This window comes from Roseovarius carneus, from assembly GCF_020141465.1.
Lineage (GTDB): Bacteria > Pseudomonadota > Alphaproteobacteria > Rhodobacterales > Rhodobacteraceae > Roseovarius > Roseovarius carneus.
Genome location: NZ_JAHSPD010000001.1, coordinates 2672090 through 2694924 on the forward strand (window position 1 = coordinate 2672090; position 22835 = coordinate 2694924).

General features: G+C 61.4%; 25 protein-coding genes. 6 read left to right on the top strand and 19 right to left on the bottom strand.

The genetic code is table 11. The features are described 5' to 3' along the window. The first annotated feature begins 279 nt into the window (after positions 1 to 279). Both KUD11_RS13225 and KUD11_RS13230 read left to right on the top strand, forming a co-directional pair. Positions 280 to 663 (top strand): ATP-binding cassette domain-containing protein, encoded by a 384-nt coding sequence (locus KUD11_RS13225; RefSeq protein ID WP_224380239.1) that lies wholly within the window; start codon positions 280 to 282, stop codon positions 661 to 663. A 187-nt stretch (positions 664 to 850) separates the two neighbouring features. Continuing rightward, on the top strand, positions 851 to 1345 hold the full coding sequence (locus tag KUD11_RS13230; protein WP_258305360.1) for an ATP-binding cassette domain-containing protein: 495 nt from the start codon (positions 851 to 853) through the stop codon (positions 1343 to 1345). A 282-nt stretch (positions 1346 to 1627) separates the two neighbouring features. Here the strand turns inward: KUD11_RS13230 and KUD11_RS13235 are convergent, their stop codons facing one another. The 8 genes from KUD11_RS13235 to KUD11_RS13270 all read right to left on the bottom strand — a co-directional run bounded on the left by KUD11_RS13235 (position 1628) and on the right by KUD11_RS13270 (position 8632). Beyond that, the gene (locus KUD11_RS13235; protein WP_109384249.1) at positions 1628 to 2407 is read right to left on the bottom strand and encodes an enoyl-CoA hydratase-related protein; all 780 of its coding nucleotides are present in this window, start codon (positions 2405 to 2407) and stop codon (positions 1628 to 1630) included. 71 nt (positions 2408 to 2478) lie between these two features. Beyond that, positions 2479 to 2928: a cytochrome c-type biogenesis protein gene (locus tag KUD11_RS13240; protein ID WP_109384248.1), complete on the bottom strand. Its 450-nt coding sequence runs from the start codon at positions 2926 to 2928 to the stop codon at positions 2479 to 2481. Further along, on the bottom strand, positions 2925 to 4904 hold the full coding sequence (locus KUD11_RS13245; protein WP_109384247.1) for a heme lyase CcmF/NrfE family subunit: 1980 nt from the start codon (positions 4902 to 4904) through the stop codon (positions 2925 to 2927). The genes KUD11_RS13240 and KUD11_RS13245 overlap by 4 nt, the downstream gene beginning before the upstream one ends. Before the next feature lie 91 nt (positions 4905 to 4995). Beyond that, the gene (locus KUD11_RS13250) at positions 4996 to 5562 is read right to left on the bottom strand and encodes a holin family protein (protein WP_109384246.1); all 567 of its coding nucleotides are present in this window, start codon (positions 5560 to 5562) and stop codon (positions 4996 to 4998) included. After that, the gene (locus KUD11_RS13255) at positions 5553 to 6164 is read right to left on the bottom strand and encodes a holin-associated N-acetylmuramidase (RefSeq protein WP_109384245.1); all 612 of its coding nucleotides are present in this window, start codon (positions 6162 to 6164) and stop codon (positions 5553 to 5555) included. The genes KUD11_RS13250 and KUD11_RS13255 overlap by 10 nt, the downstream gene beginning before the upstream one ends. Before the next feature lie 65 nt (positions 6165 to 6229). Beyond that, positions 6230 to 6697 (bottom strand): cytochrome c maturation protein CcmE, encoded by a 468-nt coding sequence (gene ccmE / locus KUD11_RS13260; RefSeq protein WP_109384244.1) that lies wholly within the window; start codon positions 6695 to 6697, stop codon positions 6230 to 6232. A gap of 18 nt (positions 6698 to 6715) precedes the next feature. After that, the gene (argC, locus tag KUD11_RS13265) at positions 6716 to 7744 is read right to left on the bottom strand and encodes an N-acetyl-gamma-glutamyl-phosphate reductase (protein ID WP_109384243.1); all 1029 of its coding nucleotides are present in this window, start codon (positions 7742 to 7744) and stop codon (positions 6716 to 6718) included. A 75-nt stretch (positions 7745 to 7819) separates the two neighbouring features. Further along, a complete protein-coding gene (locus KUD11_RS13270) occupies positions 7820 to 8632 on the bottom strand; it encodes a glutamate racemase (protein WP_109384242.1) in 813 nt (270 codons plus the stop codon). 339 nt (positions 8633 to 8971) lie between these two features. Between KUD11_RS13270 and KUD11_RS13275 the strand changes: the two genes are divergently transcribed. Beyond that, positions 8972 to 9877, top strand: a complete 906-nt coding sequence (locus KUD11_RS13275; RefSeq protein ID WP_109384241.1) for a LysR family transcriptional regulator — start codon at positions 8972 to 8974, stop codon at positions 9875 to 9877. Between the two features lie 308 nt (positions 9878 to 10185). On the opposite strand, the gene KUD11_RS13280 is transcribed toward KUD11_RS13275, so the two are convergent. From KUD11_RS13280 to prfA, 3 genes are all read right to left on the bottom strand, one after another. Further along, complete coding sequence (locus KUD11_RS13280) at positions 10186 to 10800, bottom strand: DUF4167 domain-containing protein (RefSeq protein ID WP_109384240.1); 615 nt, start codon at positions 10798 to 10800, stop codon at positions 10186 to 10188. A 215-nt stretch (positions 10801 to 11015) separates the two neighbouring features. Continuing rightward, positions 11016 to 11849 carry a peptide chain release factor N(5)-glutamine methyltransferase gene (gene prmC, locus KUD11_RS13285; protein ID WP_318010155.1) on the bottom strand — a complete coding sequence of 278 codons (834 nt, stop codon included), beginning with the start codon at positions 11847 to 11849 and terminating at the stop codon, positions 11016 to 11018. After that, a complete protein-coding gene (prfA, locus tag KUD11_RS13290; protein ID WP_109384239.1) occupies positions 11846 to 12898 on the bottom strand; it encodes a peptide chain release factor 1 in 1053 nt (350 codons plus the stop codon). Before prfA ends, prmC begins: the two co-directional genes overlap by 4 nt. A gap of 64 nt (positions 12899 to 12962) precedes the next feature. Here prfA and KUD11_RS13295 point away from each other — a divergent pair, with 64 nt between their 5' ends. Beyond that, the gene (locus tag KUD11_RS13295; RefSeq protein ID WP_181375241.1) at positions 12963 to 13253 is read left to right on the top strand and encodes a hypothetical protein; all 291 of its coding nucleotides are present in this window, start codon (positions 12963 to 12965) and stop codon (positions 13251 to 13253) included. Here the strand turns inward: KUD11_RS13295 and KUD11_RS13300 are convergent. From KUD11_RS13300 to KUD11_RS13310, 3 genes are all read right to left on the bottom strand, one after another. Then, complete coding sequence (locus KUD11_RS13300) at positions 13188 to 13616, bottom strand: DUF1499 domain-containing protein (protein ID WP_181375240.1); 429 nt, start codon at positions 13614 to 13616, stop codon at positions 13188 to 13190. The genes KUD11_RS13295 and KUD11_RS13300 overlap by 66 nt on opposite strands. A gap of 68 nt (positions 13617 to 13684) precedes the next feature. Next, positions 13685 to 14650: an agmatinase gene (speB, locus tag KUD11_RS13305; protein ID WP_109384238.1), complete on the bottom strand. Its 966-nt coding sequence runs from the start codon at positions 14648 to 14650 to the stop codon at positions 13685 to 13687. A gap of 80 nt (positions 14651 to 14730) precedes the next feature. Further along, entirely contained in the window at positions 14731 to 15894 is a 1164-nt protein-coding gene (locus KUD11_RS13310) for a M20 aminoacylase family protein (RefSeq protein ID WP_109387801.1), read from the bottom strand. A gap of 64 nt (positions 15895 to 15958) precedes the next feature. Between KUD11_RS13310 and mazG the strand changes: the two genes are divergently transcribed. Continuing rightward, complete coding sequence (mazG, locus tag KUD11_RS13315) at positions 15959 to 16768, top strand: nucleoside triphosphate pyrophosphohydrolase (protein WP_109384237.1); 810 nt, start codon at positions 15959 to 15961, stop codon at positions 16766 to 16768. Here mazG and KUD11_RS13320 read toward each other — a convergent pair. Further along, positions 16765 to 17925, bottom strand: a complete 1161-nt coding sequence (locus KUD11_RS13320) for a M24 family metallopeptidase (protein ID WP_224380242.1) — start codon at positions 17923 to 17925, stop codon at positions 16765 to 16767. The two genes, mazG and KUD11_RS13320, sit on opposite strands and share 4 nt — an antisense overlap. Next, the gene (locus KUD11_RS13325) at positions 17922 to 18950 is read right to left on the bottom strand and encodes a pyridoxal-phosphate dependent enzyme (RefSeq protein WP_109384236.1); all 1029 of its coding nucleotides are present in this window, start codon (positions 18948 to 18950) and stop codon (positions 17922 to 17924) included. The genes KUD11_RS13320 and KUD11_RS13325 overlap by 4 nt, the downstream gene beginning before the upstream one ends. A gap of 159 nt (positions 18951 to 19109) precedes the next feature. Between KUD11_RS13325 and purL the strand changes: the two genes are divergently transcribed. Further along, a complete protein-coding gene (gene purL / locus KUD11_RS13330; protein WP_109387797.1) occupies positions 19110 to 21275 on the top strand; it encodes a phosphoribosylformylglycinamidine synthase subunit PurL in 2166 nt (721 codons plus the stop codon). A gap of 262 nt (positions 21276 to 21537) precedes the next feature. On the opposite strand, the gene grxD is transcribed toward purL, so the two are convergent. The 3 genes from grxD to KUD11_RS13345 all read right to left on the bottom strand — a co-directional run bounded on the left by grxD (position 21538) and on the right by KUD11_RS13345 (position 22796). Then, positions 21538 to 21900 (bottom strand): Grx4 family monothiol glutaredoxin, encoded by a 363-nt coding sequence (gene grxD, locus KUD11_RS13335; protein WP_109384235.1) that lies wholly within the window; start codon positions 21898 to 21900, stop codon positions 21538 to 21540. Positions 21901 to 21945: 45 nt separating this feature from the next. Beyond that, entirely contained in the window at positions 21946 to 22182 is a 237-nt protein-coding gene (locus KUD11_RS13340; protein ID WP_109384234.1) for a BolA/IbaG family iron-sulfur metabolism protein, read from the bottom strand. 80 nt (positions 22183 to 22262) lie between these two features. After that, positions 22263 to 22796, bottom strand: a complete 534-nt coding sequence (locus tag KUD11_RS13345; protein WP_109384233.1) for a type III secretion system chaperone — start codon at positions 22794 to 22796, stop codon at positions 22263 to 22265. Positions 22797 to 22835 lie beyond the last annotated feature (39 nt).

A 22835-nucleotide genomic window follows, 5' to 3' on the forward strand; every position in this document is an offset into this window, starting at 1 on the left:
GAGTATGTTCTGCGTTGGTGTTGCGTCTGTGGTGTTTTGCGGGGTCAAACGGGTGCTGCCCACGCTGCTCTTGCGGAATACGAGACGGGTTTCTATGCTCATATTCATTGATAATACACACAACGGAAGGGCACTTGCTGAACATGCGTATCACCCGCCGACTTCAGCATGGGCCCCGCAGCGCCCTGTAAATTCGTTTGCAGGGCGGGCCGGAGACTTCCTCTCAATCGGTCTGCTCATAACCGCGCGGCGGCCCCTTTGAGATGACGCGTGACACCTATGACACTTATCAACATTAACGCCTTGGGGGTGACCTTGGGCGATCCTTTGTTCACCGACCTGACCCTGACCATCTCCAAAGGAGACCGGATCGGGCTGGTGGCCGCAAACGGGCGTGGGAAATCCACTTTGCTGGCCTGCCTTGCGGGCGATTTTGATCCCAGCGCGGGCGAGATCACCCGCGCGCCGGGGCTGCGCGTGGGGTATGTGACGCAAAATGTGCCGGAGGCGGCGCTGAGCCAGACGCTGTATGACACGGTGCAGGCCACAATGCCGCCCGAGCAGGCCGAATATGAAAGCTGGCGGGTGGATGTGGTTCTGGGCGATCTTGCTGTGCCTTATGAGGTGCAGCACCAGCCTCTGAGCACGCTGAGCGGAGGATAGCAGTGCACAGCGATGCTGTCTGCAGCTTGGGTGGTGGAGCCGGATATCTTGCTCTTGGACGCGCCGACAAACCATCTGGATTTGCACCGGATCGGGCTGTTGCAAGACTGGGCAGAAATGGGTCTTGCCGGGAAACCGGGTCGTTCTGCTGGGCGCGAATGGGACCGGCAAGACGCAGCTAGTAGTTATGATCCAAGCCGCCCTGGAGGGGCGAGAGAGTGCGGTGAAAACCGCGCCATCGGTTGTGGCGGGCTTCTCAGATCAGCATCTTGGCCAGCTGAATGGGCATGATACGCCGATGACGGCCGTGGTCGGGCAGTTTGACATTGGCGATCAGCGGGCGCGCGGTGTTTTGGCCGGGGCGGGTGTTTTGATTCAGATGCAGGACACAGCTATCGAAGCCCTGTCAGGCGGGCAAAAGGCGCGTTTGGCGATGCTTGTCCTGCGGCTGAAGCACCCGAGCTTTTACCTTCTGGACGAGCCGACGAACCATTCGGACATCGAAGGCCAAGAGGCACTGGAGGAAGAGCTTATCACGCAAGGCCCGTCTTGCGTTCTGGTCAGCCATGACCGCACTTTTCTCCGCAATGTCTGCAACCGGTTTTGGTGGATAAACGGCAAAAATCTGGAGGAGGTGGAGAGCCCCGAGGCGTTTTTGAGCCGCACGGTTGAGGCAAAGTGACGGTCTTTGCGCAGTGTGATGTATTGTCTCAGGGCGCGCGCCTCATCTTTAAGGATACGGGGCTGTTTGGACCGCGTGTTGAAGTGTTTCGAGTTATACTTGAGGCACTCAATTGAGGCGAAACGCACGGAACGCTCAAATGATGTGCGCGTCTTACGAAAACCTGTGATTCAGATTGTTCGCGAAACGCCTTGGCATGCCAAACAACGGGCCAGATATCTATTCCGACTGATCACTGGACCGACGGATCAAAGACCTCATCAGGCGTTACCCGCGCAAGTGTCACCGCCCTTCAAACTGGGCGGTGCGCTTTTCGAGAAAGGCCATCACACCCTCTTGGAAATCGCGCGTTTGACCGCAGGTGCCTTGGAGCTTCGCCTCCAGATCCAGCTGCGCATCGAGGCTGTTATCCCATGACCCGCGCATCGCATCCTTCAGGTGGCGGTAAGCCTCGGTCGGGCCTTTGGCCAGATGCGCCGCACGCGCCTTCCAATGGGCGTCAAACTCCATATCCGGCACCGCCTCCCAGATCATGCCCCAGTTTGCGGCATCCGTAGCGCTGATCGGTTCGGCAAAGAGGGCGGCCCCCATGGCTTTGGCTGCACCCATTTGACGGGGTAGCCAATAGGTTCCGCCCGCGTCGGGGATGAGGCCGATCCGGGTGAACGCTTGAAGGAAAACAGCGCTTTCAGTCGCGATCACCACATCCGCGGCCAGCGCAAGGTTGGCCCCCGCGCCTGCCGCCGGGCCGTTCACCGCGCTGATCGTGGGGATGGGACATTCCGCGAGGCTGCGCAGCATGGGCACGTATTCGTCGCGCAACACCCGCTCGATATCGAGCTTGGCAGCACTGCCCCCATCGCTGAGGTCTTGGCCCGAGCAAAACGCCCGCCCCTCGCCTGTGATCACCAGAACACGCGCCGAACGGCCCGCATGGGTGGCCGCATCGGTGATCTCTGCCCGCATTTGCGGATTGAGCGCGTTCATCTTGTCAGGGCGGTTGAGCGTGAGGATCGCGATGCCGCCTTCGATCTCAAGGCGGATGGTGCTGTAGTCTTTCATGGCGCGTCCCTTTCAAGGCTTTGGCGCGATGAAACCCCATTCACTCCAGAGACGCTAGGCCAAACCCCGCGTCAGTCGTCGAGAATTTGGCGCAGGCGGGTCTCTTCCGCATCGCTGAGCCCGCTGGCGGGTCCCTCGGCCTGAGACCGGCGGCGCACATAGCCAATGGCAATTCCCGTCCCGGCTAAAAGCATGGCCGGCCCGGCGAGCCACAAAAACCACGTGCTGCCCGCCGCGCGTGGGTTCAGGAGCACATATTCGCCGTAGCGCGCGACGATGAAATCCACCACCTCATCGTTGCTGTCGCCCGCCACCAGACGGTCGCGGACCAAAAGACGCAGGTCTCGCGCAAGTGTGGCGTTCGATTCGTCGATGCTCTCATTACGGCACACAAGGCAGCGCAGGCCCGACGAGATATCGCGCGCACGCTCCTCCATCACCGGATCGTCCAGCACCTCATCGGGCTGCACCGCAAAGGCGGGGGCCGCGATGAGAGCAAGGATGCACGCCAACCGTCTCATTGCGCAGGCACCCCACCGGGCACGGGTTTTGCCTCGGGCTTTTTCGACCCCGCAGCAATCCGGTACCGCCGATCGCTGAGCGAGAAGAACCCGCCGATCGCCATCAGGATCGAGCCGCCCCAGATCCAGTTTGCCAGCGGTTTGAAGTAGGCCCGCACAGCCCAGCCGCCACCCTCTTGTGGATCGCCGATCACAACATAGACGTCGCGCAGGAAACCATTGTCGATGGCCGCCTCAGTTGTCGGCATGTCCGCAACAGGGTAGTACCGCTTTTCGGGGTGAAGGAAGCTGATCTCCTCACCGTCCTGCGACAGACGGATATCGGCTTTGGTGGAGATAAAGTTCGGCCCCTGCACATCGCGCACGTTCTCAAGCGTGAGCGTGAAGCCCGACAACTCGAAGCTCTCGCCGATGTTGACCACGCGGATATCCTCGGTCTCCCACGCCAGAAGGCCTGCAATGCCCGCAATTGTGACACCAAACCCCGCATGGGCGATGGATTTGCCCCAATCGGCCCGCGGCAGACGGAAAAGCCGAGCAAAGCGGTTGCCCGAACGCCCCGTGCGCGACCAAATATCCACCGCAGCCCCGGCAACAAGCCACGCACCGAGCATCATTCCAATCGGCCCCAGCGCGCTGCGTTCCGTCTGGATCGCCCATGTCAGAGCACCGACAGCCACAGCCAGAACCAGAGCCGGGACCAATGCCTTTGCAACGCGGCCAATTTGCCCACGCTTCCACGGCAGCATCGCGCCAAAGGGCAGCACAATGCCCAAAAGCACCATGAAGGGCGTGAACGCGGCGTTGAAAAACGGCGGGCCGACCGAAACCTTGCGGTCAAAGAAAAGCTCGGCAATCAACGGCCAGATGGTGCCGATGAAGACCACGAAACACGCCACGCCCAATAGCAAGTTGTTCAGCACAAGCATGGATTCCCGGCTGGATGTCGCAAAGACGCCCTTTGCCTGCATGGCGCTGGCCCGGAAGGCAAACATGGTCAGCCCCCCCATCATGAAGATCGCAGTGATCCCAAGCAGGACCATCCCCCGCTCAGGATCATTGGCGAACGCATGCACTGAGGTCAGCACGCCGGACCGGGTGATGAACGCGCCGATCATCGAGAAGCCAAACGCGATGATGGCAAGCAAGATGGTCCAGCTTTTCAGGCTTTCGCGCTTTTCCACGACAATGGCCGAATGAAGGAGCGCTGCGGCAATAAGCCAAGGCATGAAGCTCGCGTTCTCAACCGGGTCCCAGAACCAGAAACCGCCCCAGCCAAGCTCGTAATAGGCCCACCAGCTTCCCAGTGCGATGCCGACGGTCAAAAAGACCCAAGCGGCCAGCGTGTAGGGACGCACCCACCGCCCCCACGCCGCGTCCACGCGCCCCTCGATCAGGGCGGCCACGGCGAAGCTGAAGGTCATGGAGAGGCCGACATAGCCCACGTAAAGAAACGGTGGATGGAGCGCGAGGCCGATATCCTGCAAGAGCGGATTGAGGTCCTCGCCGTCGAAAGGTGGGATCGCCAGACGCTCAAACGGGTTGGAGGTGAAGATGATGAAGGCGAAGAACGCCACACCGATCATCCCCTGAACCGACAGCACGCGCGCCCGCAAGCTGGGCGGCAGATTGCTGCCAAACCAGCCGACACAGGCCCCGAAAAGGGCCACGATCAGCACCCAAAGCAGCATGGACCCTTCATGATTGCCCCACACGCCGGTGATCTTGTAAATCATCGGTTTCGCCGAGTGGCTGTTGAGCATCACAAGGCGGTTGGAGAAGTCCGAGACCACAAAGACATATGTCAGCGCTGCAAAGGACATCGCCGTAAAGACGAATTGCGCGCTGGCCGCGGTGGGGGCAACTGCCATCCACCCGGCCCAGCGTTTTTGCGCGCCAATAAGAGGGACCACCGACTGCACACAGGCAAGGACGAAGGCGAGGATGAGGGCGAAGTGACCGAGTTCATTTATCATAGCCGTGAATATAGACGGAGCCAGCGCCACGGCCAATCACAATCGGTCCAGCAATCGGGCGCAGCACTGGATCAGATTGTCGCGGATGATCTCAGGTGATTTTGCGGCGCCATTCCTCCAGTGCCGGATTGGCCTCGGGCGTGAGGGTGGCGAGGGTCAGAGCCGCATCCCCCTCCGTGGCGGCGGGGGGTGTGCGCAGCCGTTGCAACCCCTCGATATTACGGGCAACTTTGGGTGTGCGCGCGAGCGTGTCGGCAATGCCGCGCTGCAACTCCTGACTTTTGTATTGGTGTCGCGCGCCGAAGTAGAAGCTGACCACGACACCCAAGAGCCACCAGAGCGGCTCGGGCACAAGCGCGATGCCCTGCATACGCGCCGAAAACCATACCGGATCGGCCATGGCAGCGATGAAAAGGCCCAGCGTCCCCAGAGCCATCGCTGGGCGCGGTAGGCGGTTCACACCGTCCATGATCCGGTCAAAAAGTCCCCTCTCGCGCGCTGCGAACTCCGCCGCGAATTGCGCCAGCGCTTGACTGCGCTCATCTGCATCGCGCTGCGCGCCCGCTTCTGCATTCTCGCGAAAGACCTCGGCGGTCTCCACCAAGATGTTGCGCCCGCCGCCAAACACGCTGCTCAAAATCCGCTCGATTATCCCCATGACGCCACCCTCTCGGCAAAATCCGCGCGGCTGAGATGAAAGCGCGGCGAGATGAACTCCTCCGCCCGTTTGATCCATCCGCCCTTCCCGCCTGAGCGGGTGCGCGCGAATTTGCGGCTGGCGGGGCGGCGATCAGCGATGCGGAAATAGTAATTCCGGCGCGCAATGCCGTAAGCATCCGCGATATGGCCCGGGGCGGCGCGCGCAACCGTGGCCGCGGCGGCGGCAGTCTGAGGTCCGATCACGCCATCGACGCTGATATCCTGCCCCATCTCGCGCAACAGCCGTTGCAGGATCTTCACCGCATTGCTGCCCGCATTGACATACATATCAAACACACTGGCCTGAAGCGCTTGGGGCAGTGCCTCGATGCCGGGCCGCGTGAAGTAATGCTCGATGAAGATGTCTTCGGCCTGCGCCCGGCTCAGCCGCTTCACATCGGCCGCCGTCACCCGCCCATCCCCGGTCAGGTCCAACCCCAAACGGCGCATTGTATGGATGGTCACGCCAAAATTCGTGGCTCCGCCCGGATCGTCGGGGTCATTCACATAGCCGCCTTCACGGGCGATAATCTCTTTGGCTATTTCGGCAACTCGGGACACTTGCAGCCCTCCACATGGTCAAAAAGCATGTGGTGGAAGGTGATCCGTCTGGGTTAACGCAGCCTTCAGCTATCGTTCGCACCAGCCTCATCCGCGCTGTAGTCCTTGTAGACGCCTTGCGCCTTCAGCGCATCAACGACTTCCTTCGGCATGTAATCCTCGTCATGGCGCGCAAGAATCTCGGTGGCGACGAAAGTTGTGCCATCAAAGCTGCCCATGCCGACCATACCCTCGCCCTCACCAAAAAGGTCGGGCATCACGCCAGTATACGTCACCGCCACGCTCGCGCCGCCATCCGTCACATTGAAAAATGTGGTCGTGCCTTCGCCGCGGCGCAATGTGCCCTCCTCGACCAACCCGCCGATGCGGAAGACCTCCGTGGGGCTGGGCGGCGCGGCGATCACCTCGCTGGGCGAGCGGAAGAAGTTAATCCCGTCACGCATGGCATATCCGATGAGCGCGGTGGACAGGACAAGCGCCACGGCCAGCATGGAGATCACTTGAATACGGCGCTGCTTCTTGAGCGATTTCATTGGGCTACCTTATGCAAGTCACGGGAAGAGTGGGGCCATCATAAGCCCCGCCGTCTCAGGCTCATTTAACATCAGATTGGCATTCTGCAAGGCTTGCCCACTGGACCCTTTGGTCAGGTTATCAAGCGCTGCGATCACAACCGCACGGCCCTCGATCCGGTCCCCGGTCACGCCAACATGGCAAAAGTTGCTGCCCCTCACATGGCGGGTGCTGGGCGTCTGGCCAAAGGGCAGCACCTCAAGGAAGGGTTCGGCCCTATAGGCGGCTGCCAAGGCGGCATGGATATCATGAGCCTCGCCTTTTACATAAACAGTGGCAATTATCCCCCTGTTTGCAGGTAATAAATGCGGTGTGAATTGCACTTTCACGTCGCGCCCAGCGATGGCGGAAAATTCTTGATCAAACTCGGCAAGGTGCCGATGCGTGCCGCCCACGGCATAGGCATGCGCGCCCTCCGACAGCTCTGCATGGAGCAGATTTTCCTTCAGGCTGCGCCCCGCCCCGCTGACGCCGGTTTTGAGATCAATGATGATGTCATCGAGATCAATCAGTCCGCCTGCGATCAAGGGCCGCAGCGCATATTGCCCGGTGGCGGCATTGCACCCCGTCCCCGCAACAAGCCGTGCCGTGCGAATATCCTCGCGGTAGAACTCGGTCAGCCCATAAACCGCCTCCGCCTGACACTCCAACGCGTCATGCGTCCCGCCATACCATTTGGCGTAGACCTCCGGGTCACGCAGCCGGAAATCCGCGCTCAGATCGACGATTTTCAGATCTTTCGGCAACGCCTTGATCACTGCCTGACTGGTCGCGTGGGGCAGCGCGCAAAAGCACAGATCAATGCCTGCAAAATCAATCTCGTCGATGGTCACCATCATGGGCAGGTCCAGATGGCGCAGATGCGGGAACACATCCGCCATGCTCTGTCCTGCCTTGGAATTCGCACCAAGCGCCGCAATCCGCATGCTCGGATGGGTCGCGATCAGCCGGACAAGCTCTGCCCCGGTATAGCCTGAGGCCCCGAGAATGGCGATATTATGGGTCATTATGTGTCTTTCACTGGCTGGCCTTCGGGATATCCCGGATTGGGCCTTTCTCGCAATATCTGATCGAATCGGCGCCTAGAGCGGCTCAAACCGCACCTCGCGGCGCATGAACTGTGTCGCGCGGTCCGAGACGCGGCGCGCGTCGCCGGTGGTCAGAAATCGGCTCTCGGTGCCACTGCCCATCATACCGGGCCGCCGCGTGAGGTAATCGGCGAGGCTCTCGGCCACCAGATTGGCCTGAGAATAGACCGCCACATCCGGGCCCAAAGCGGCGCGAAACACATCCTCGACCAGCGGATAATGCGTGCAGCCCAAGATCGCCGCCTGCGGATCGGGCATCTTGCGCCTAAGCGCGTCCACATGGCTACGCACCAGCGCCTCGGCGAGGATCATATCCCCCTCTTCGATCGCATCCACGATACCGCCACAGGCCTGCGCCTCCACATCAACGCCAATTGCGCGAAACGCCAGCTCGCGTTGAAACGCCCGGCTGCTGACCGTCGCAGGCGTCGCAAAAAGCGCCACATGCGTCACGGCCACTTCGCGCGGAGGAGAATTGTCGCCCCAGTTCCGCTCGGTCAATGCCTCGATCAGCGGCACGAACACACCCAGAACGCGCTTGCCCTCAGGCACACCCGCCTCCTGCATCCGGCGCAGCGCTGCGGCAGAGGCTGTGTTGCAGGCCAGGATCACCAGATCACAGCCTTCAGCCCACAGGCGCTTGACCGCAGCCTCGGTCAAGGCATGCACATCATCCGCCCCGCGCACGCCGTAGGGCGCATTTGCATTGTCGCCAAGATAGACGAATGGAACCTCAGGCAGCCGCTTTTGCACGGCCTCCAGCACGGTCAGGCCGCCCAAACCACTGTCGAAAATACCCACTGCCATCGCTTTGCCCTCAGCTTCGGGGCACGTATGGTGTCGGCCCCATATGCACGCTCATACGCCGCGCAACCGCAAAATTCCACATCAGATTTCAGGCGGATGCGTGCAGACCAAACGCACTTGCGGCCCACTCACCCCAAACTGGTCTTTCACTGCAATATCGGCAAAGTTCATACTGCTCGGCCTCTGGCCCACCATTTACTTTGCGCAGGCGCCTGAGTATCGGGCACAGCACCTGACCAGCTAAGCGGACTTTCCGCCGCACCGCCGCTTTGAACGGTGCAAGAAGCGCATTTCTCTGTTAAGTCAGGTTGACACAATAGTGAATCGAGAGCAGCGGCCGTGGATTGGGACAAATTAAGGATTTTTCATGCTGTCGCCGATGCGGGCAGCTTGACACATGCAGGCGATACTCTGCAACTGTCTCAATCAGCCGTATCGCGGCAGGTGCGCGGGTTGGAACAATCTCTGAACGCGACCCTCTTTCATCGCCATGCGCGGGGCCTGATCCTAACTGAGCAGGGCGAGCTTTTGTTCGACGCGACCCGCGCCATGCTCAAGCGGCTCGACACCGCCACCGCCCGCATCCGAGACAGCGAGGAAGAGGTCTTCGGCGAATTGCGTGTGACCACGACAATCGGCTTCGGCACGCTCTGGCTCGCCCCGCGTCTGAGCCAGCTTTACAAGAAATACCCCGATCTCAGGATTGATTTGATGCTGGAAGAGCGCGTGCTCGACCTGCCCATGCGCGAGGCAGACGTGGCCATCCGCATGAAGGAACCAAGCCAGGCCGATCTGATTCGCAAACGGCTGATGAGCGTGCATATGGTGCTGGCCGCCAATGCCGATTACATCGCCGAATACGGTATGCCCCAACAACCAAAGGATTTGCAGGCCCACAGGCTAATCTCGCAAAATCCCAATTCGGCGCAGGTCGGCGCGGCGGCAATGCTGGTCAGCGAACTGATTGCCAATAACATCCCGTCGATTCTCACCGTGAACAATTATTTCGGCGTGCTCCAAGGCGTGCTTCATAATCTGGGAATTGGTGTGCTGCCCGATTACCTCTTGCACGATTTCCCCAATCTCGTGCGCGTTCTTCCGGAGGTTGAGTCGGTCGAAGTGCCTGTCTTCCTCGCCTATCCCGAGGAATTGCGCCACTCAAAACGCATCGCGGCCTTCCGTGACTTCGTTCAGGACGAGATTTTCACCTATCGCAAAACGATGAAAGAACAGGCTGTTACCTGACCCTCTGCTCAGATATGCAAAAAATGCATATCAGAAATGCTGCACCTGCGGCATTTTTAACCTTGATCGCTCAGAATTGAGGCACTAATTGCACATGAGACGGGACGCTTCTGGCGCTCCCATCATACCTCCCTGTTGGACTTCGGCCGAGCCTTGTGCTCGGCCTTTTTTTTGGCCCGATTTTTTAGCCCAAGGGCGTTCAGCACCTCATCCTTCAAGGCCACAGTCACGACCACGCAAATGAAAACCGCCGCATTCAATGAAGCGGCGGTTTTCGTGGGTTTTTCAAAAAAATGTATGGCTCGGGGCTACTCAGCTGCCTCTGGCGGAGTGGGTGAATCGGATTTTGCCGCAGACATTTCCGGGGTTGGCTTGCGGCGCGGTTTGCGCGGCGCGCGGGCCTTCGGAGGAGCCTCAGATTTGGCTTCGGACTGTGTCTCGGGCGTCTCCACAAGTATGGACGAATCTTCAGCCTCTTGCGATGTATGTTGAGGCTGCTCGCCCTGTCCGGATTGCTGAGAGTGATACTGGCCGGAATGCTGACCGGAGTTTTTACCACCGCTCTCTGCGTCATGCTCGTGGCGCTGCGGGCGGTCCCTTTGTTCTTTGTCGCGCTCAGCCTGCCGATCGCGGTTCTCGCGCTCCTGCTGGTCACGCTTGGCATCAATTTCCTTTTGCGCCGCACTCAAAAGGCGCAGGTAATGCTCGGCGTGCTGCTGAAAATTCTCAGTGGCCACCCTGTCATTGCTCAGCTGCGCATCGCGGGCCAGCTGATTATATTTCTCAATGATCTGCTGCGGTGTGCCGCGCACCTTGCCCTCGGGGCCCGAGCTATCAAAAACCCGGTTCACCACATTGCCCACCGTATTGGATGAGCGATTGCGGTTCGACTTGTTACGCGAACGTGACTTTGATGATCTCATATTTTTTCTGTCCAGCCTTGGAAAGATTGCCCTCTTTGGACCCGGGAAGCGCCCCTTGCGCTTGAAAAATGAACCGGATCCGCGGCAATTATGGGCTTGGCGTTCTGCGGGACGAAAACGTTCCATCCAGCGCAGAGACAATTTCAATAATCACGCCCCAAGCCTAGGCACAAGCAAAAAGCGAAATTTGCGCCGTATTTTGCCACTTTAGCCCATCACAGAGGGGCGCGTGCCACAACGATCCGGTCACGCCCGTCCATATCGGGGCGGCATGTGACGCCGCTATACCCCGCCGCGTGCGCCATTTCGCAAACCGCCTCGCCTTGGGTCCAGCCGATCTCCAGCATCAGCCATCCGCCCGGAGCGAGATGACTCAGCGCGCCTGCGCAAATCACGCGGTAGGCGGTGAGCCCGTCCGCTTCATCCGTGAGCGCGCAGCGCGGCTCATGAAGGAGTTCCGGCGCAAGGCCCGCCATCTCGGAGGCCGCGATATAGGGCGGGTTAGAGACGATGAGATCAAAGCGCTCGGACAGGCCGCCAAACCAGTTGCTTTGCAAAAGCTGCGCGCGGTTCGCCACGCCCAAGACTTCTGCATTGCGCGCAGCCACGCTCAGCGCCTCTGCGCTGATATCCGTGCCGGTGCCTGTGGCCTGCTCCCGCTCGGACAGAAGCGTCAGAAGGATCGCGCCGCTTCCGGTGCCCAGATCCAAGGCGCGGCTCCATTCGACGTCCAAAGCCGCAACCACAAGGGTTTCTGTCTCTGGGCGCGGGTCCAGAACATGCCCGTTTACTTCAAAATCGCGGCCATAAAAGCTGCGCCGCCCGATGAGATGCGAGACCGGAACACGCGCGGCACGCCGCGCAACAAGTGCATTGAAAGAGCCCAGCGCGCCCTCGTCCAGCGTATCATGCAAATGCAGCGTGAGCCGTCCGGGGGCTACCCCCATCGCATGGGCCAGAAGCCTGCGCGCATCGCCCATCGCACCAGGCACCCCCGCCGCGCCGAGCCGCGCGCGGGCCTCGGCCAGCGCCGTCTGAGCCGTGATCACACGGCCCCCATTTCGGATAGAAGGGTGGCCTGCGCATCCGCCGTCAGCGCATCAATCACCTCGTCCAAATCGCCCTGCATCACCTGATCAAGCTTATAAAGTGTGAGGTTGATTCGGTGATCGGTCATCCGCCCTTGCGGGAAATTATAGGTCCGGATGCGCTCAGACCGGTCACCGCTGCCCACTTGGGCGGCCCTGTCAGCGCTGCGCTCGTTGTCCATGCGCTGGCGCTCCGCATCGTAGAGGCGCGTTTTGAGGACCTGCATCGCAATCTCGCGGTTGCGGTGCTGGGATTTCTCGGAGCTGGTGACGACGATTCCTGAGGGAATATGCGTGATCCGCACCGCCGAATCGGTGGTGTTCACATGCTGCCCACCCGCACCAGAGCTGCGCATCGTGTCGATCCGCAAATCATTCGCGTCGATCTTCACATCCACATCCTCGGCCTCGGGCAAAACGGCAACCGTGGCCGCAGAGGTATGAATACGCCCGCCGCTTTCGGTCTCCGGCACGCGCTGAACCCGGTGCACACCGCTCTCGAATTTCAGGCGGGCAAAGACATGTGCGCCCTTCACATGGGCCACCACTTCCTTGATCCCGCCAAGCTCGGTCAGGCTCTCTTCCAATATCTCAAGCCGCCAGCCACGCGCCTCGGCATAGCGTTGATACATGCGCAGCAGATCGCCGGCAAAAAGGGCTGCTTCCTCGCCCCCGGTGCCGGGCCGGATCTCAAGCATCGCGGGGCGCGCATCGGCCGCATCGCGTGGCAATAGCGCCAGTTGCAGCGCCGCCTCCATCTTGGGTCGTGCGGCGCGTAGCCCCACCAGCTCTTCCTCGGCAAGCCCGCGCATTTCGGGGTCGTCGAGCATCGCCTCAGCGCTCGCCATATCATCGAGCAGGCCCATATATGTGCGGACTTCCCCCACAACAGGGCGCAGCTCGGCATATTCCCGGCCAAGCGCTGCGATATCACCGCCGCCCTGTGCCATCTGCGCCTCGATAAATTCGAAGCGCTGCACGATTTGCCGAAGTCTGTCCATTGGCACCATGCTGGCTTCCTTGAGTTATCTTATCGCTTTGGTCAAGTCGGCACCCTGTGATATAAACGGGACTATGAAGCAACTGGCCATTCTATTACTCATCGCAGCTCCCGCTTTTGGCCCTGCCGGAGCAGTCGCCCAAGGTAAGACCGTCGATTGTTATTGCACCGACAAATCCGGCGCGCGGCTTGAGCTGGGCGAGATGACATGTATTGCCGTGGATGGGCGGATGTTCATGGCGCAATGCCAGATGTCGCTCAACGTGCCGATGTGGCGCGAGATATCGGATGGGTGCCTGTCATCCGCCCTGCCCCAAAGCCTCCAACCAACCCTTGATGCGGGCGCGGTTGACCCCCAGATCTGATTGCCCGAACCGCAGGCGGCTGTTGATTTCGACAAGATCGCCGTCACCGCGCAGCGTGGTGTAATCGGGAAACCCCCAAAGGGCCGAGCGGGTCTGATAGCTTACCATCCCGCTCTCGACAGAGCCTGCGATGACCTTGGTGCGCGGCGTGTCGCGGATGACTGCATCAACCCGGGCCAGAGCGCCCGGCCCAGCAATCGTGCCACGCCACAGATGCCCACCCGCTCGGGGCATATGCCCCACGCCCTCCTGCGCAGCACCGACATGCCAACGCGCCGGGTCCACCGGTGCCAGCCGTACCCAAAGCGCGAACCCCGCGACCACAAGCGCACTCACCGCCAGCACTGCCAAGATCCACTTCACGCCATGCCGCCTTTCACTTGTTCAAAATATCGCAGGGGTTTGAGTGTGCCCACCGGCTGATACCTGCCCTATGTGCCATGCTTATCCCAGCCCAGAAGGCATATCAGCTCCGTGGCCACATGCGCGCCCGCGATCGCCGTGGCTCCAGTTGTATCATATTGTGGTGCCACCTCCACCACATCGCCGCCCTTGATGTTGATCCCGGCAAGATCGCGCAACATCATCGACGCCTGTGCCGAGGTCAGCCCGCCCCAGACCGGCGTGCCTGTGCCGGGCGCGAAGGCCGGGTCGAGCCCGTCAATATCAAAGCTCAGATAGGTCGGCGCATCCCCGAGGATGCCCTTGATCTTCTCCACGGTGGCCACTGGCCCGCGCTCGTGCACCTCGCGCGCGTCGATCACGTTCATGCCCATACGGTCGTCAACATGGGTACGTATCCCCACCTGAACCGATCGTGCGGGGTCGATCAGGCCCATCTTGATCGCCTTGTAGAACATCGTGCCGTGATCAATCCGGTCCATGTCGTCATCCGGCCATGTGTCCGTATGGGCGTCGAATTGCAAAAGGCTCATGGGGCCATATTTCGCGGCATAGGCCTTGAGGATGGGGAAGGTGATGTAATGATCGCCGCCCAGCACGACCGAGGCCGCACCCGCCTCCAAAATCCCCTCAACATGCGCGGTGAGCGCTGCGGGAAACGCAGGCACATTGGCATAATCAAACGCCAGATCGCCGTAATCGGCAATCGCCATCTCCTCCAGCGCGTTGAAGGGCCATCCGTAGGGAGAGTCGGCAGGCTGAAGCGCGCTCGCTTCGCGGATTGCGCGCGGGCCCATGCGGGTACCGCTGCGGTTGGTTACCGCCTGATCGAAGGGCACGCCCGTGACGGCCACATCCACCCCTGTGAGGTCCTTCGTATAGCGCCGCCGCAGAAACGATGTCGCCCCGCCAAACGCATTCTCGAAGCTCAGGCCCTTGAGGTCGCGCCGCGTAAACGCGTGATCCACTTCCTTGTCAGCGTCCGTCAGTGCCATATTAAATTCTTCCTTTCATGGGGCCCATTTGCGCAACGCGGTGGGCCAAAAAACTCAGTTGGGCAGATATGCAACCCGCATCACTCCGACGGTTGCATCCGCTCCACCAGCTTTGCAAAAAACGACGCGCCATAAGGCGCTGCCGCATCGTTGAAATCAAATCCGGGATGATGCAACCCCGCCGCCTCTCCCTGCCCAAGGAAAAGATAGGCCCCCGGCCGCGCCTCCAGCATATAGGAGAAATCCTCGGCCCCCATCTCGCGGATGCGCGCGGTGTCCACGCCAGCGGACCCTGCGACCTCTCCGGCGACCTCAGCGGCACGGGCGGTCTGCTCCGCGTGGTTCACCGTTGGCGGATAGCCCACGGCGATCTCCAATGAGACCTCCACGCCGTAACTCGCCGCCTGCCCCGCCACGATCTCGCGCATCCGTGCGTGAACCATCTCGCGCACATCCGCCTCAAAGGTGCGGATCGTGCCGTTTACATAGGCGGTATCGGGCACGATATTCTCGGCGCTGCCCGTGTGGATCTGCGTGACCGAAACGACCAAATCCTGCATCGCATAGTGGTTGCGGCTCACAATCGTCTGGATCGCCTGCACAATGCCGCAGGCGGCGACCACCGGATCGCAGGTCTGGTGTGGATAGGCCGCATGCCCCCCGCGCCCTTTGATATGGATATCGAACGTATCCACCGCCGCCATGATAGGGCCGGGCGTGGTAGAAAAACTGCCCACCTCTTGGCCCGGCATCGTGTGCAGCGCGTAGACCTCGCCGATGTCATAGCGGTCCATGATCCCCGCCTCGACCATCACACGCCCGCCGCCGGGGCCTTCCTCAGCAGGCTGAAAGATCAGCGCGACCCGGCCCGCGAAATTGCGCGTCTCCGCGAGATATTTCGCGGCCCCCAAAAGCATCGTGGTATGCCCATCATGCCCGCAAGCATGCATCGCGCCGGGCCGTGTGCTGGACCACTCCACGCCAGTGATCTCATCGAGGGGAAGCGCATCCATATCCGCGCGCAGGCCAATCGTTGGGCCGTCCCCACGCCCTTCAATGATGGCCACAACGCCCGAGGTGGCTACCCCCTCCTCAATCTCGGTGATCCCAAATTCGCGCAGCCGCGCCACCACGAAAGCCGCCGTGTCATGGCACTCAAACCCAAGCTCTGGGTTCATATGCAGATGACGCCGCCACGCTGTCATCTCCTCGGCAAACCCTGCTATGCGATTGACCACTGCCACGTGGCTGGACTCCTCTGCGCGCCTCATTCACGCTGCACTCAACCCTAAAGACGGACCCTGCGCAATGGCTGATGACCCTCTGATCCACGACCCATCGGGCGGTCTGCCCCGGCTTCTGGCCATCATGGCGCGGCTGCGCGATCCCCAGACAGGCTGCCCATGGGATATAGAGCAGGACTTCGCCACCATCGCCCCCTACACGATAGAAGAGGCTTACGAGGTCGCCGACGCCATCGAGCGCGCAGATTGGGATGATCTGAAAGGGGAGCTTGGAGATCTGCTGTTGCAGGTGGTGTTCCACGGCCAGATCGCCGCAGACAAGGGCCTCTTTGATTTCCATGCGATTGCGGATGGCATCTCCGACAAGATGGTCGCGCGCCATCCGCATGTGTTCGGCAATGAGAGCCGCGATAAATCCGCGGCCCAGCAGACGCTGGATTGGGAAACGGTCAAGGCCGCAGAGCGCGCCGAGGCAACGCAAACCGGCACGCTGGACGGTGTGGCGATGGGCTTGCCTGCATTATTGCGCGCGGTGAAGCTGCAAAAACGCGCGGCACGGGTGGGGTTCGACTGGCCTGAGACGGCGCAAGTGCTGGACAAGGTGGCCGAGGAGATGGCCGAACTGCTAGAGGCCACGGACCCGGATCACATCGAGGAGGAATTCGGCGATCTGCTCTTTGTTATGGCCAATCTCGCGCGCCACATGCAGGTGGACCCTGAGGCCGCACTGCGCCGCGCCAATGGCAAATTCACCCGGCGGTTTGAGTTTATCGAGGCCGCCCTCAAGGCCGAGGGCAAGACCCCTGAGGACAGCGATCTGGCCGAGATGGACGCGCTCTGGGATGCGGCAAAGGCGGCGGAGCGAGCGGGTTAAAGCACCACAATCTCCGGCCCGCTGAACTGCGTCAGCCGCTCTGCGCCGCCCTCGCGGATCACGATGTTTTCCTCATGCACCATGATCTTGCCCAAGTTTTGGCCGGGGCTGACCTCCGTGCCCGGCTCCAGCGTGATCACCATGCCAGGCTGCAACACGCTCTCGTCCTGCGCCGTCAGCGACAGCCCCTCGGTCAGTTGCATCCCCAGCCCGTGGCCCAGACGCCCCGCCGTCTCGCCACCGCCCGCAATCTGCGCCATCGCCGCGAACACATCGCAGGCCCGCGCACCGGGCCGGGCCGCCGCAAGCCCCACCTCTGTCGCCTCAATCAACCGCGCATGGGCGACCTGCACCTCCGCGCTCGGCGCGCCAATCGCAAAATTCCGATCAAAATCGCAAAAATACCCATCGCGCACTGCGCCGGTGTCCAGCATCATCACATCGCCCAGCGCCAAGGGCATGTCAGAAGCAGGCGAGATCACATCGTCATAGCCGCCTTGCGCCGCAGCCCCCGAAATATAGGGCACCCAATCCGCGCCCTCCTCCAGCAAAAGCCGCTGAAACCCGCGAAAGACCGTGCTGAGCGGCACGCCCTCGCCTGCAATCTCCCCCATCCGCGCGTAGGCCCGCGTGGCGATGGCACAGGCCGCGCGGATCTTGTCGATCTCGGCCTCTGATTTGATCGCGCGCAGGGCCGCCACGATCCCGGCATCACCGCGAAATTCCAACCCCGATGCCGCCTGCACCCGGACATAATCGCCCAGCGGCATCCGCAGATGCGCCTCATACCCCATCGGTACGCCCACTGGGCCACCCACCTCGCGCAGCGTCTCCGCCAGAAGGCTCACACCGTCATCCTTGGGGCGCGGCGCGGGCCATGTACGGATATCGCTGATCCATGTCTGCGCCATCAATGCGGCCCCGATGGAGGGGATCACGGCAATGGGCGCGCCGCGCGCGGGCAGCACCAGAAACCAAGAGCGGCTCGGGCTTTCCCAGAACCGCGTGAGATACCCGGTGAAATACCGCACCTCCGGCTCGGTCGTGAGCAAAAGCGCGCCGAGGCCTTCGGCGGCCATAGCGGCCTGTGCTGCATGCGTGCGCGCCTCAAACTCCGCCCGCTCAAAGCCCCTCGGCGCTGCTATATCCACGCTCAATCAGCCGCCTCGCTCAGCACGCACAGCACCCGCGCCGAGATGGGCAGATCGCTGAGCATCATCGCAGCCAAGCCTGCGGCCCCTGAGGCCGTGCTGACCAACCCAATCGCCTCCAGCTCCGGCAGCACCGCAGCACTCTCCCCTTCTGAGATAAGCGCGAACGCGTCTGCGTCCCGTGCGAGCCCTTTCAACGCAATCATCGACGGCTCCTTGCAGTCCAGCCGCCCCATGGCCGAGACAGGCCCCTCGGTGACCACACTCTCACCCGCCCGAATTGAGGCATAAAGCGCAGGGGCTGCCTCAGGCTCCACCACGATAATGCGCGGCGCATCACCCCAAGCGTCGCGAAAATACGCCGCCGCCCCCCCGGCAAGCCCGCCGACGCCCGCTTGCAAGAAAATATGTGTAGGCACCTCGGGGCATTGCTCCACCGCCTCAGCGGCCATGGCGAGATACCCCTCCATCAAGCGATGCGGGATCTCGGTATACCCCTCCCATGACGTGTCCGACAGCAAGGTCCAGTCGTTTTCCTCAGCCGCCATCATCGCGGCCTCAATGCTTTGTTCATAGTTGGCACCATGCCGGACCACCTTGGCACCCTTGTCGCGCAGCCGCCCGGCAAAACTCTCGGGCACTGTTTCTGCCAAATAAACCACCGAAGCCGCGCCAAACGCCGCAGCCCCTGCGGCAACCGACAGCCCGTGATTGCCCGCGCTGGCCGTCACGTAAGTACGGCCCTGAAGCGCCGTGGCCATGTCTGACGCGCCGGATGTATCCGCCTCATGCGCGATCACATACGCCGCGCCCAGCGCTTTAAAGCTGCCAAGGTTCATCCGCCCACGCTCATCCTTGACCCAAACCGTCGGACCAAACCCCTCGGCCACAACCAAAGGCGTCACAGCCGCAACCGGGCACCGCGCGAGCAATGCACGCGGCGCTTGTGCGTCCACGGAGGGCGCAGGGATTCCCCTCAGCGCGCCCTCGGGCAGGCCCTTGCCGCGCCACTTGTTCTCCAAAACGTCCATCTCGCACCTCCTCGCGGCTCGCGCTACCCAACCCGGCTCGCGCGCCTAGGTCAAGCGATGATGTGCACGCCTGTTTACGTTGCGTGCACTCCCCCTTCCCCCGCGCCGCGCAATGTCTTAAACAGCGCCCAAGCAGCCGCCTTGGGGGACAAAGACAAGATGCAAGAGCCAGCCATCACAGACGATCTCATCGCCGCACACGGGCTTTCCCCGGACGAATACGCGCGCATCCTTGAGATCATCGGACGCGAGCCCAGCTTCACCGAGTTGGGCATTTTCTCAGCCATGTGGAACGAGCATTGCTCCTACAAATCTTCCAAGAAATGGCTCCGCACCCTGCCTACGGAAGGCCCCCAAGTGATTTGCGGGCCGGGCGAGAATGCAGGGATCGTCGATATCGGCGACGGGCAATGCGTTGTCTTCAAAATGGAGAGCCACAACCACCCCAGCTATATCGAGCCCTATCAGGGGGCGGCTACCGGCGTGGGGGGCATCCTGCGCGATGTCTTCACCATGGGCGCGCGGCCCATTGCTGCGATGAACTCGCTTAGCTTCGGGTCGCCCGACCACCCCAAGACGCGTCAGCTTGTTCACGGCGTGGTCGAGGGTATCGGCGGCTACGGCAATGCGTTCGGCGTGCCCACTGTGGGCGGCGAGCTGCGCTTTGATCCGGCCTATAACGGCAACTGCCTCGTCAATGCCTTCGCCGCGGGGCTGGCCGATACGGACAAGATTTTCTATTCGGCGGCCAGCGGCGTGGGCCGCCCCGTGGTCTACCTTGGCGCAAAAACCGGCCGCGACGGCGTGGGCGGCGCAACCATGGCCAGCGCCGAGTTCGACGACACAATCGAGGACAAGCGCCCCACCGTGCAGGTAGGCGACCCCTTCACCGAAAAGCGCCTGATGGAAGCCACGCTGGAGCTGATGGCGACGGGCGCCGTGATCTCGATCCAGGATATGGGGGCCGCAGGCCTCACATGCTCGGCTGTGGAGATGGGCGACAAGGGCGGCTTGGGTGTGAAACTCAACCTTGAGGCCGTACCGCAGCGCGAGGCCAATATGACGGCCTATGAGATGATGCTGTCTGAGTCGCAAGAACGCATGCTGATGGTGCTCGATCCCGCGAAGGAGGCCGAAGCCCGCGCCGTGTTCGAAAAATGGGACCTCGATTTCGCCATCGTCGGCGAGACGATTGCCGAAGACCGCTTCCTCATCCTGCATAATGGCAAGGTGAAGGCAGACCTGCCGCTCGCGGCCCTCTCGGGCACAGCGCCAGAATATGACCGCCCATGGGAGGAGACACCCGTCCCAGATGCGCTCGATCCCGCCACAGTGCCGCAGGTCGATCCCATAGATGCCCTGCGCATGTTGCTGGCTTCGGCCAATTACAGCTCCCGCGCATGGGTGTATGAACAATACGACACGATGGTCATGGCCGACACAGTGCGCGGCCCCGGCCTGGGCGGCGGGCTTATCCGGGTGCATGGCACGGAAAAGCTGCTGGCCTTCACCTCAGACGTGACGCCGCGCTATGTTCAGGCAAACCCAGAAATGGGCGGCAAACAGGCCGTGGCCGAAGCCTACCGCAACCTCACTGCCTTAGGCGCGACACCGCTGGCCACCACCGACAACATGAATTTCGGCAATCCAGAAAAGCCCGTGATCATGGGGCAGTTCGTCGGCGCGATCAAAGGCATCTCGGCGGCGGTCAGCGCGCTCGACATGCCGATCGTGTCAGGCAATGTCTCGCTCTATAACGAGACAGACGGCCAAGCGATCCTGCCCACGCCCACCATCGGCGCCGTGGGCCTGATCGCCCACGCGGACCATGCCATCACCGGCACCGCCCGCGACGGCCATGTGGCGCTGGTCATTGGCGAAACCCATGGCCATCTGGGCCAATCCGCCCTTCTGGCAGAGGTTTTTGGCCGCGCCGAAGGCGACGCGCCCCCCGTCGATCTGGAGGCTGAGCGCCGCAACGGCAACTTTATTCGCTCCAATGTGGAACTGATCCGCGCCTGCACCGACCTCAGCGATGGCGGCCTCGCCATGGCCGCCTTCGAGATGGCCGAAGCAGGCGACGTCGGCGTGATCCTCGACACGGAAGATACGCCCACGCTCTTTGGTGAAGACCAGGGCCGCTACCTCGTTGCCTGCAACTTCGATCAGGCCGAAGGGCTGATGATCGCAGCAGGCCAAGCCGGCGTGACAGTCACCAGCGTGGGCCGCTTCTGCGGTGATGCCGTGAAATTCGGCGCCACCAGCGTACCTTTGGCAGACCTCAAAGAGACCTACCGCTCGTCTTTCGCGGCCATTTTCGCCTGATCCGTCCGCGCAAGGCACACACCAAGGATTTGGGTATTTAGAGCGTGTCGCGTTCAATTGAATTCACCGGACCGGGCGAACGCGTTATACGTTGCAAACGCTGCCTCGCCCGGTCCGATGAATACTTGAAGCCAGTTAAACGCGATACGCTTTAAACCAAGAAAAAGCCCGGCCGGAGTATAATCTCCACGCCGGGCTTTCTTCTTAGCCAAATACTCAAAAAACCGCCCCGCATCAAAGCAGAGCAGCCCGCCAAAAAGGCTCAGGCGTTGGCTTCGCGGATTTTATTGGCGGCAGCTTTGTCGAATGTCACGTTGTTCTCGGCGAAAAGCGTGTCCAACTCGCCAGACAGGGTCATTTCAGTGATGATATCGCAACCGCCAACAAATTCGCCCTTCACATAGAGCTGTGGAACGGTGGGCCAGTCCGAATAATCCTTGATGCCCTGGCGGAGGCTATCATCGGCCAGCACGTTCACATCCATGAAGGGCACGCCCATGAAATTCAGCACGCCCGCGACACGGCTGGAGAACCCGCATTGCGGCATCTCCTTGGTGCCCTTCATGTAAAGCACCACGTCATTCGCTTTGACGGTCTCTTCGATCTGTGTCTTGGCATCGGTCATGGGTGAGGTCCTTGGAATTCGGAATTTGGGGGAAGACAGATTGAATCAATCCGGCGCTTTGGTAGTCAGGGCGAGCGCGTGTAACTCGCCTGCGGGGCCATCCATCTTGCCTTTGAGGGCCGCATAGACTGCACGTTGTTGTTGCACGCGGTTTTTGCCGCGAAAGCTTTCATCAACCACATGGGCCGCGAAATGCGCGCCGTCATCGCCTTGCACTTTGATCTGCGCATTGGGAAATTCCTCGCGAATCAGCGCTTCGATATCGGTGGCGAGAATGGCCATGACCTGCTCCTGTGATTGTCTTGGTCAAATGTAGGGCCAGCGGCGGCCAAGCGCAAGACGAAGCGCATGACGAAACGGGGTCAGATCTCCTCGCCTTTTTTGAGCAGGTCATCAATCAGCTGGCGTTGCAGATTGGGGCTGTCGCCGCCGCCATATTGCAGCGCCCCGCCGGAATAAAGCGTCCCGAAACTCTGCGCGAGATTGGCCACCTGGCCCAGCCCCGAGATGAACTGATCCTTCTCCAAAGGCTCCAACGGCTGAATGAACGCAGCCCACAGGAGGCCTTGGGCAATCGCGTAGCGCGCATCCAAGGCGCTGTCGAAATTGGCCTGCATCATGCGCTCAAGCTCTTCGGGGGCGATCCCTTCCGCCTCGCGTATCGGGGCCATGGCGCGCATCCGGCCATTGCTGGGATCGGCCACGATCAGCACAGATGTCTCACCCACCCGCATCTGCCATGTCCGCTCGCCGATGATTGCATCGGGATCAAGGGCCGCGACAATCGCGCTCAGCCGGTCGGCGGTCATGGCGGGCTCCGGGCTCGGGTCTGGGGCGTCTTGGGCAATGGCGGGCAATGCCAGCGCGGCAAGGAGGGCGATGGTCTGAAGGCGCATGGGGGTTGTCCTTATCTGATTGGATATAGGGTAAGCTGG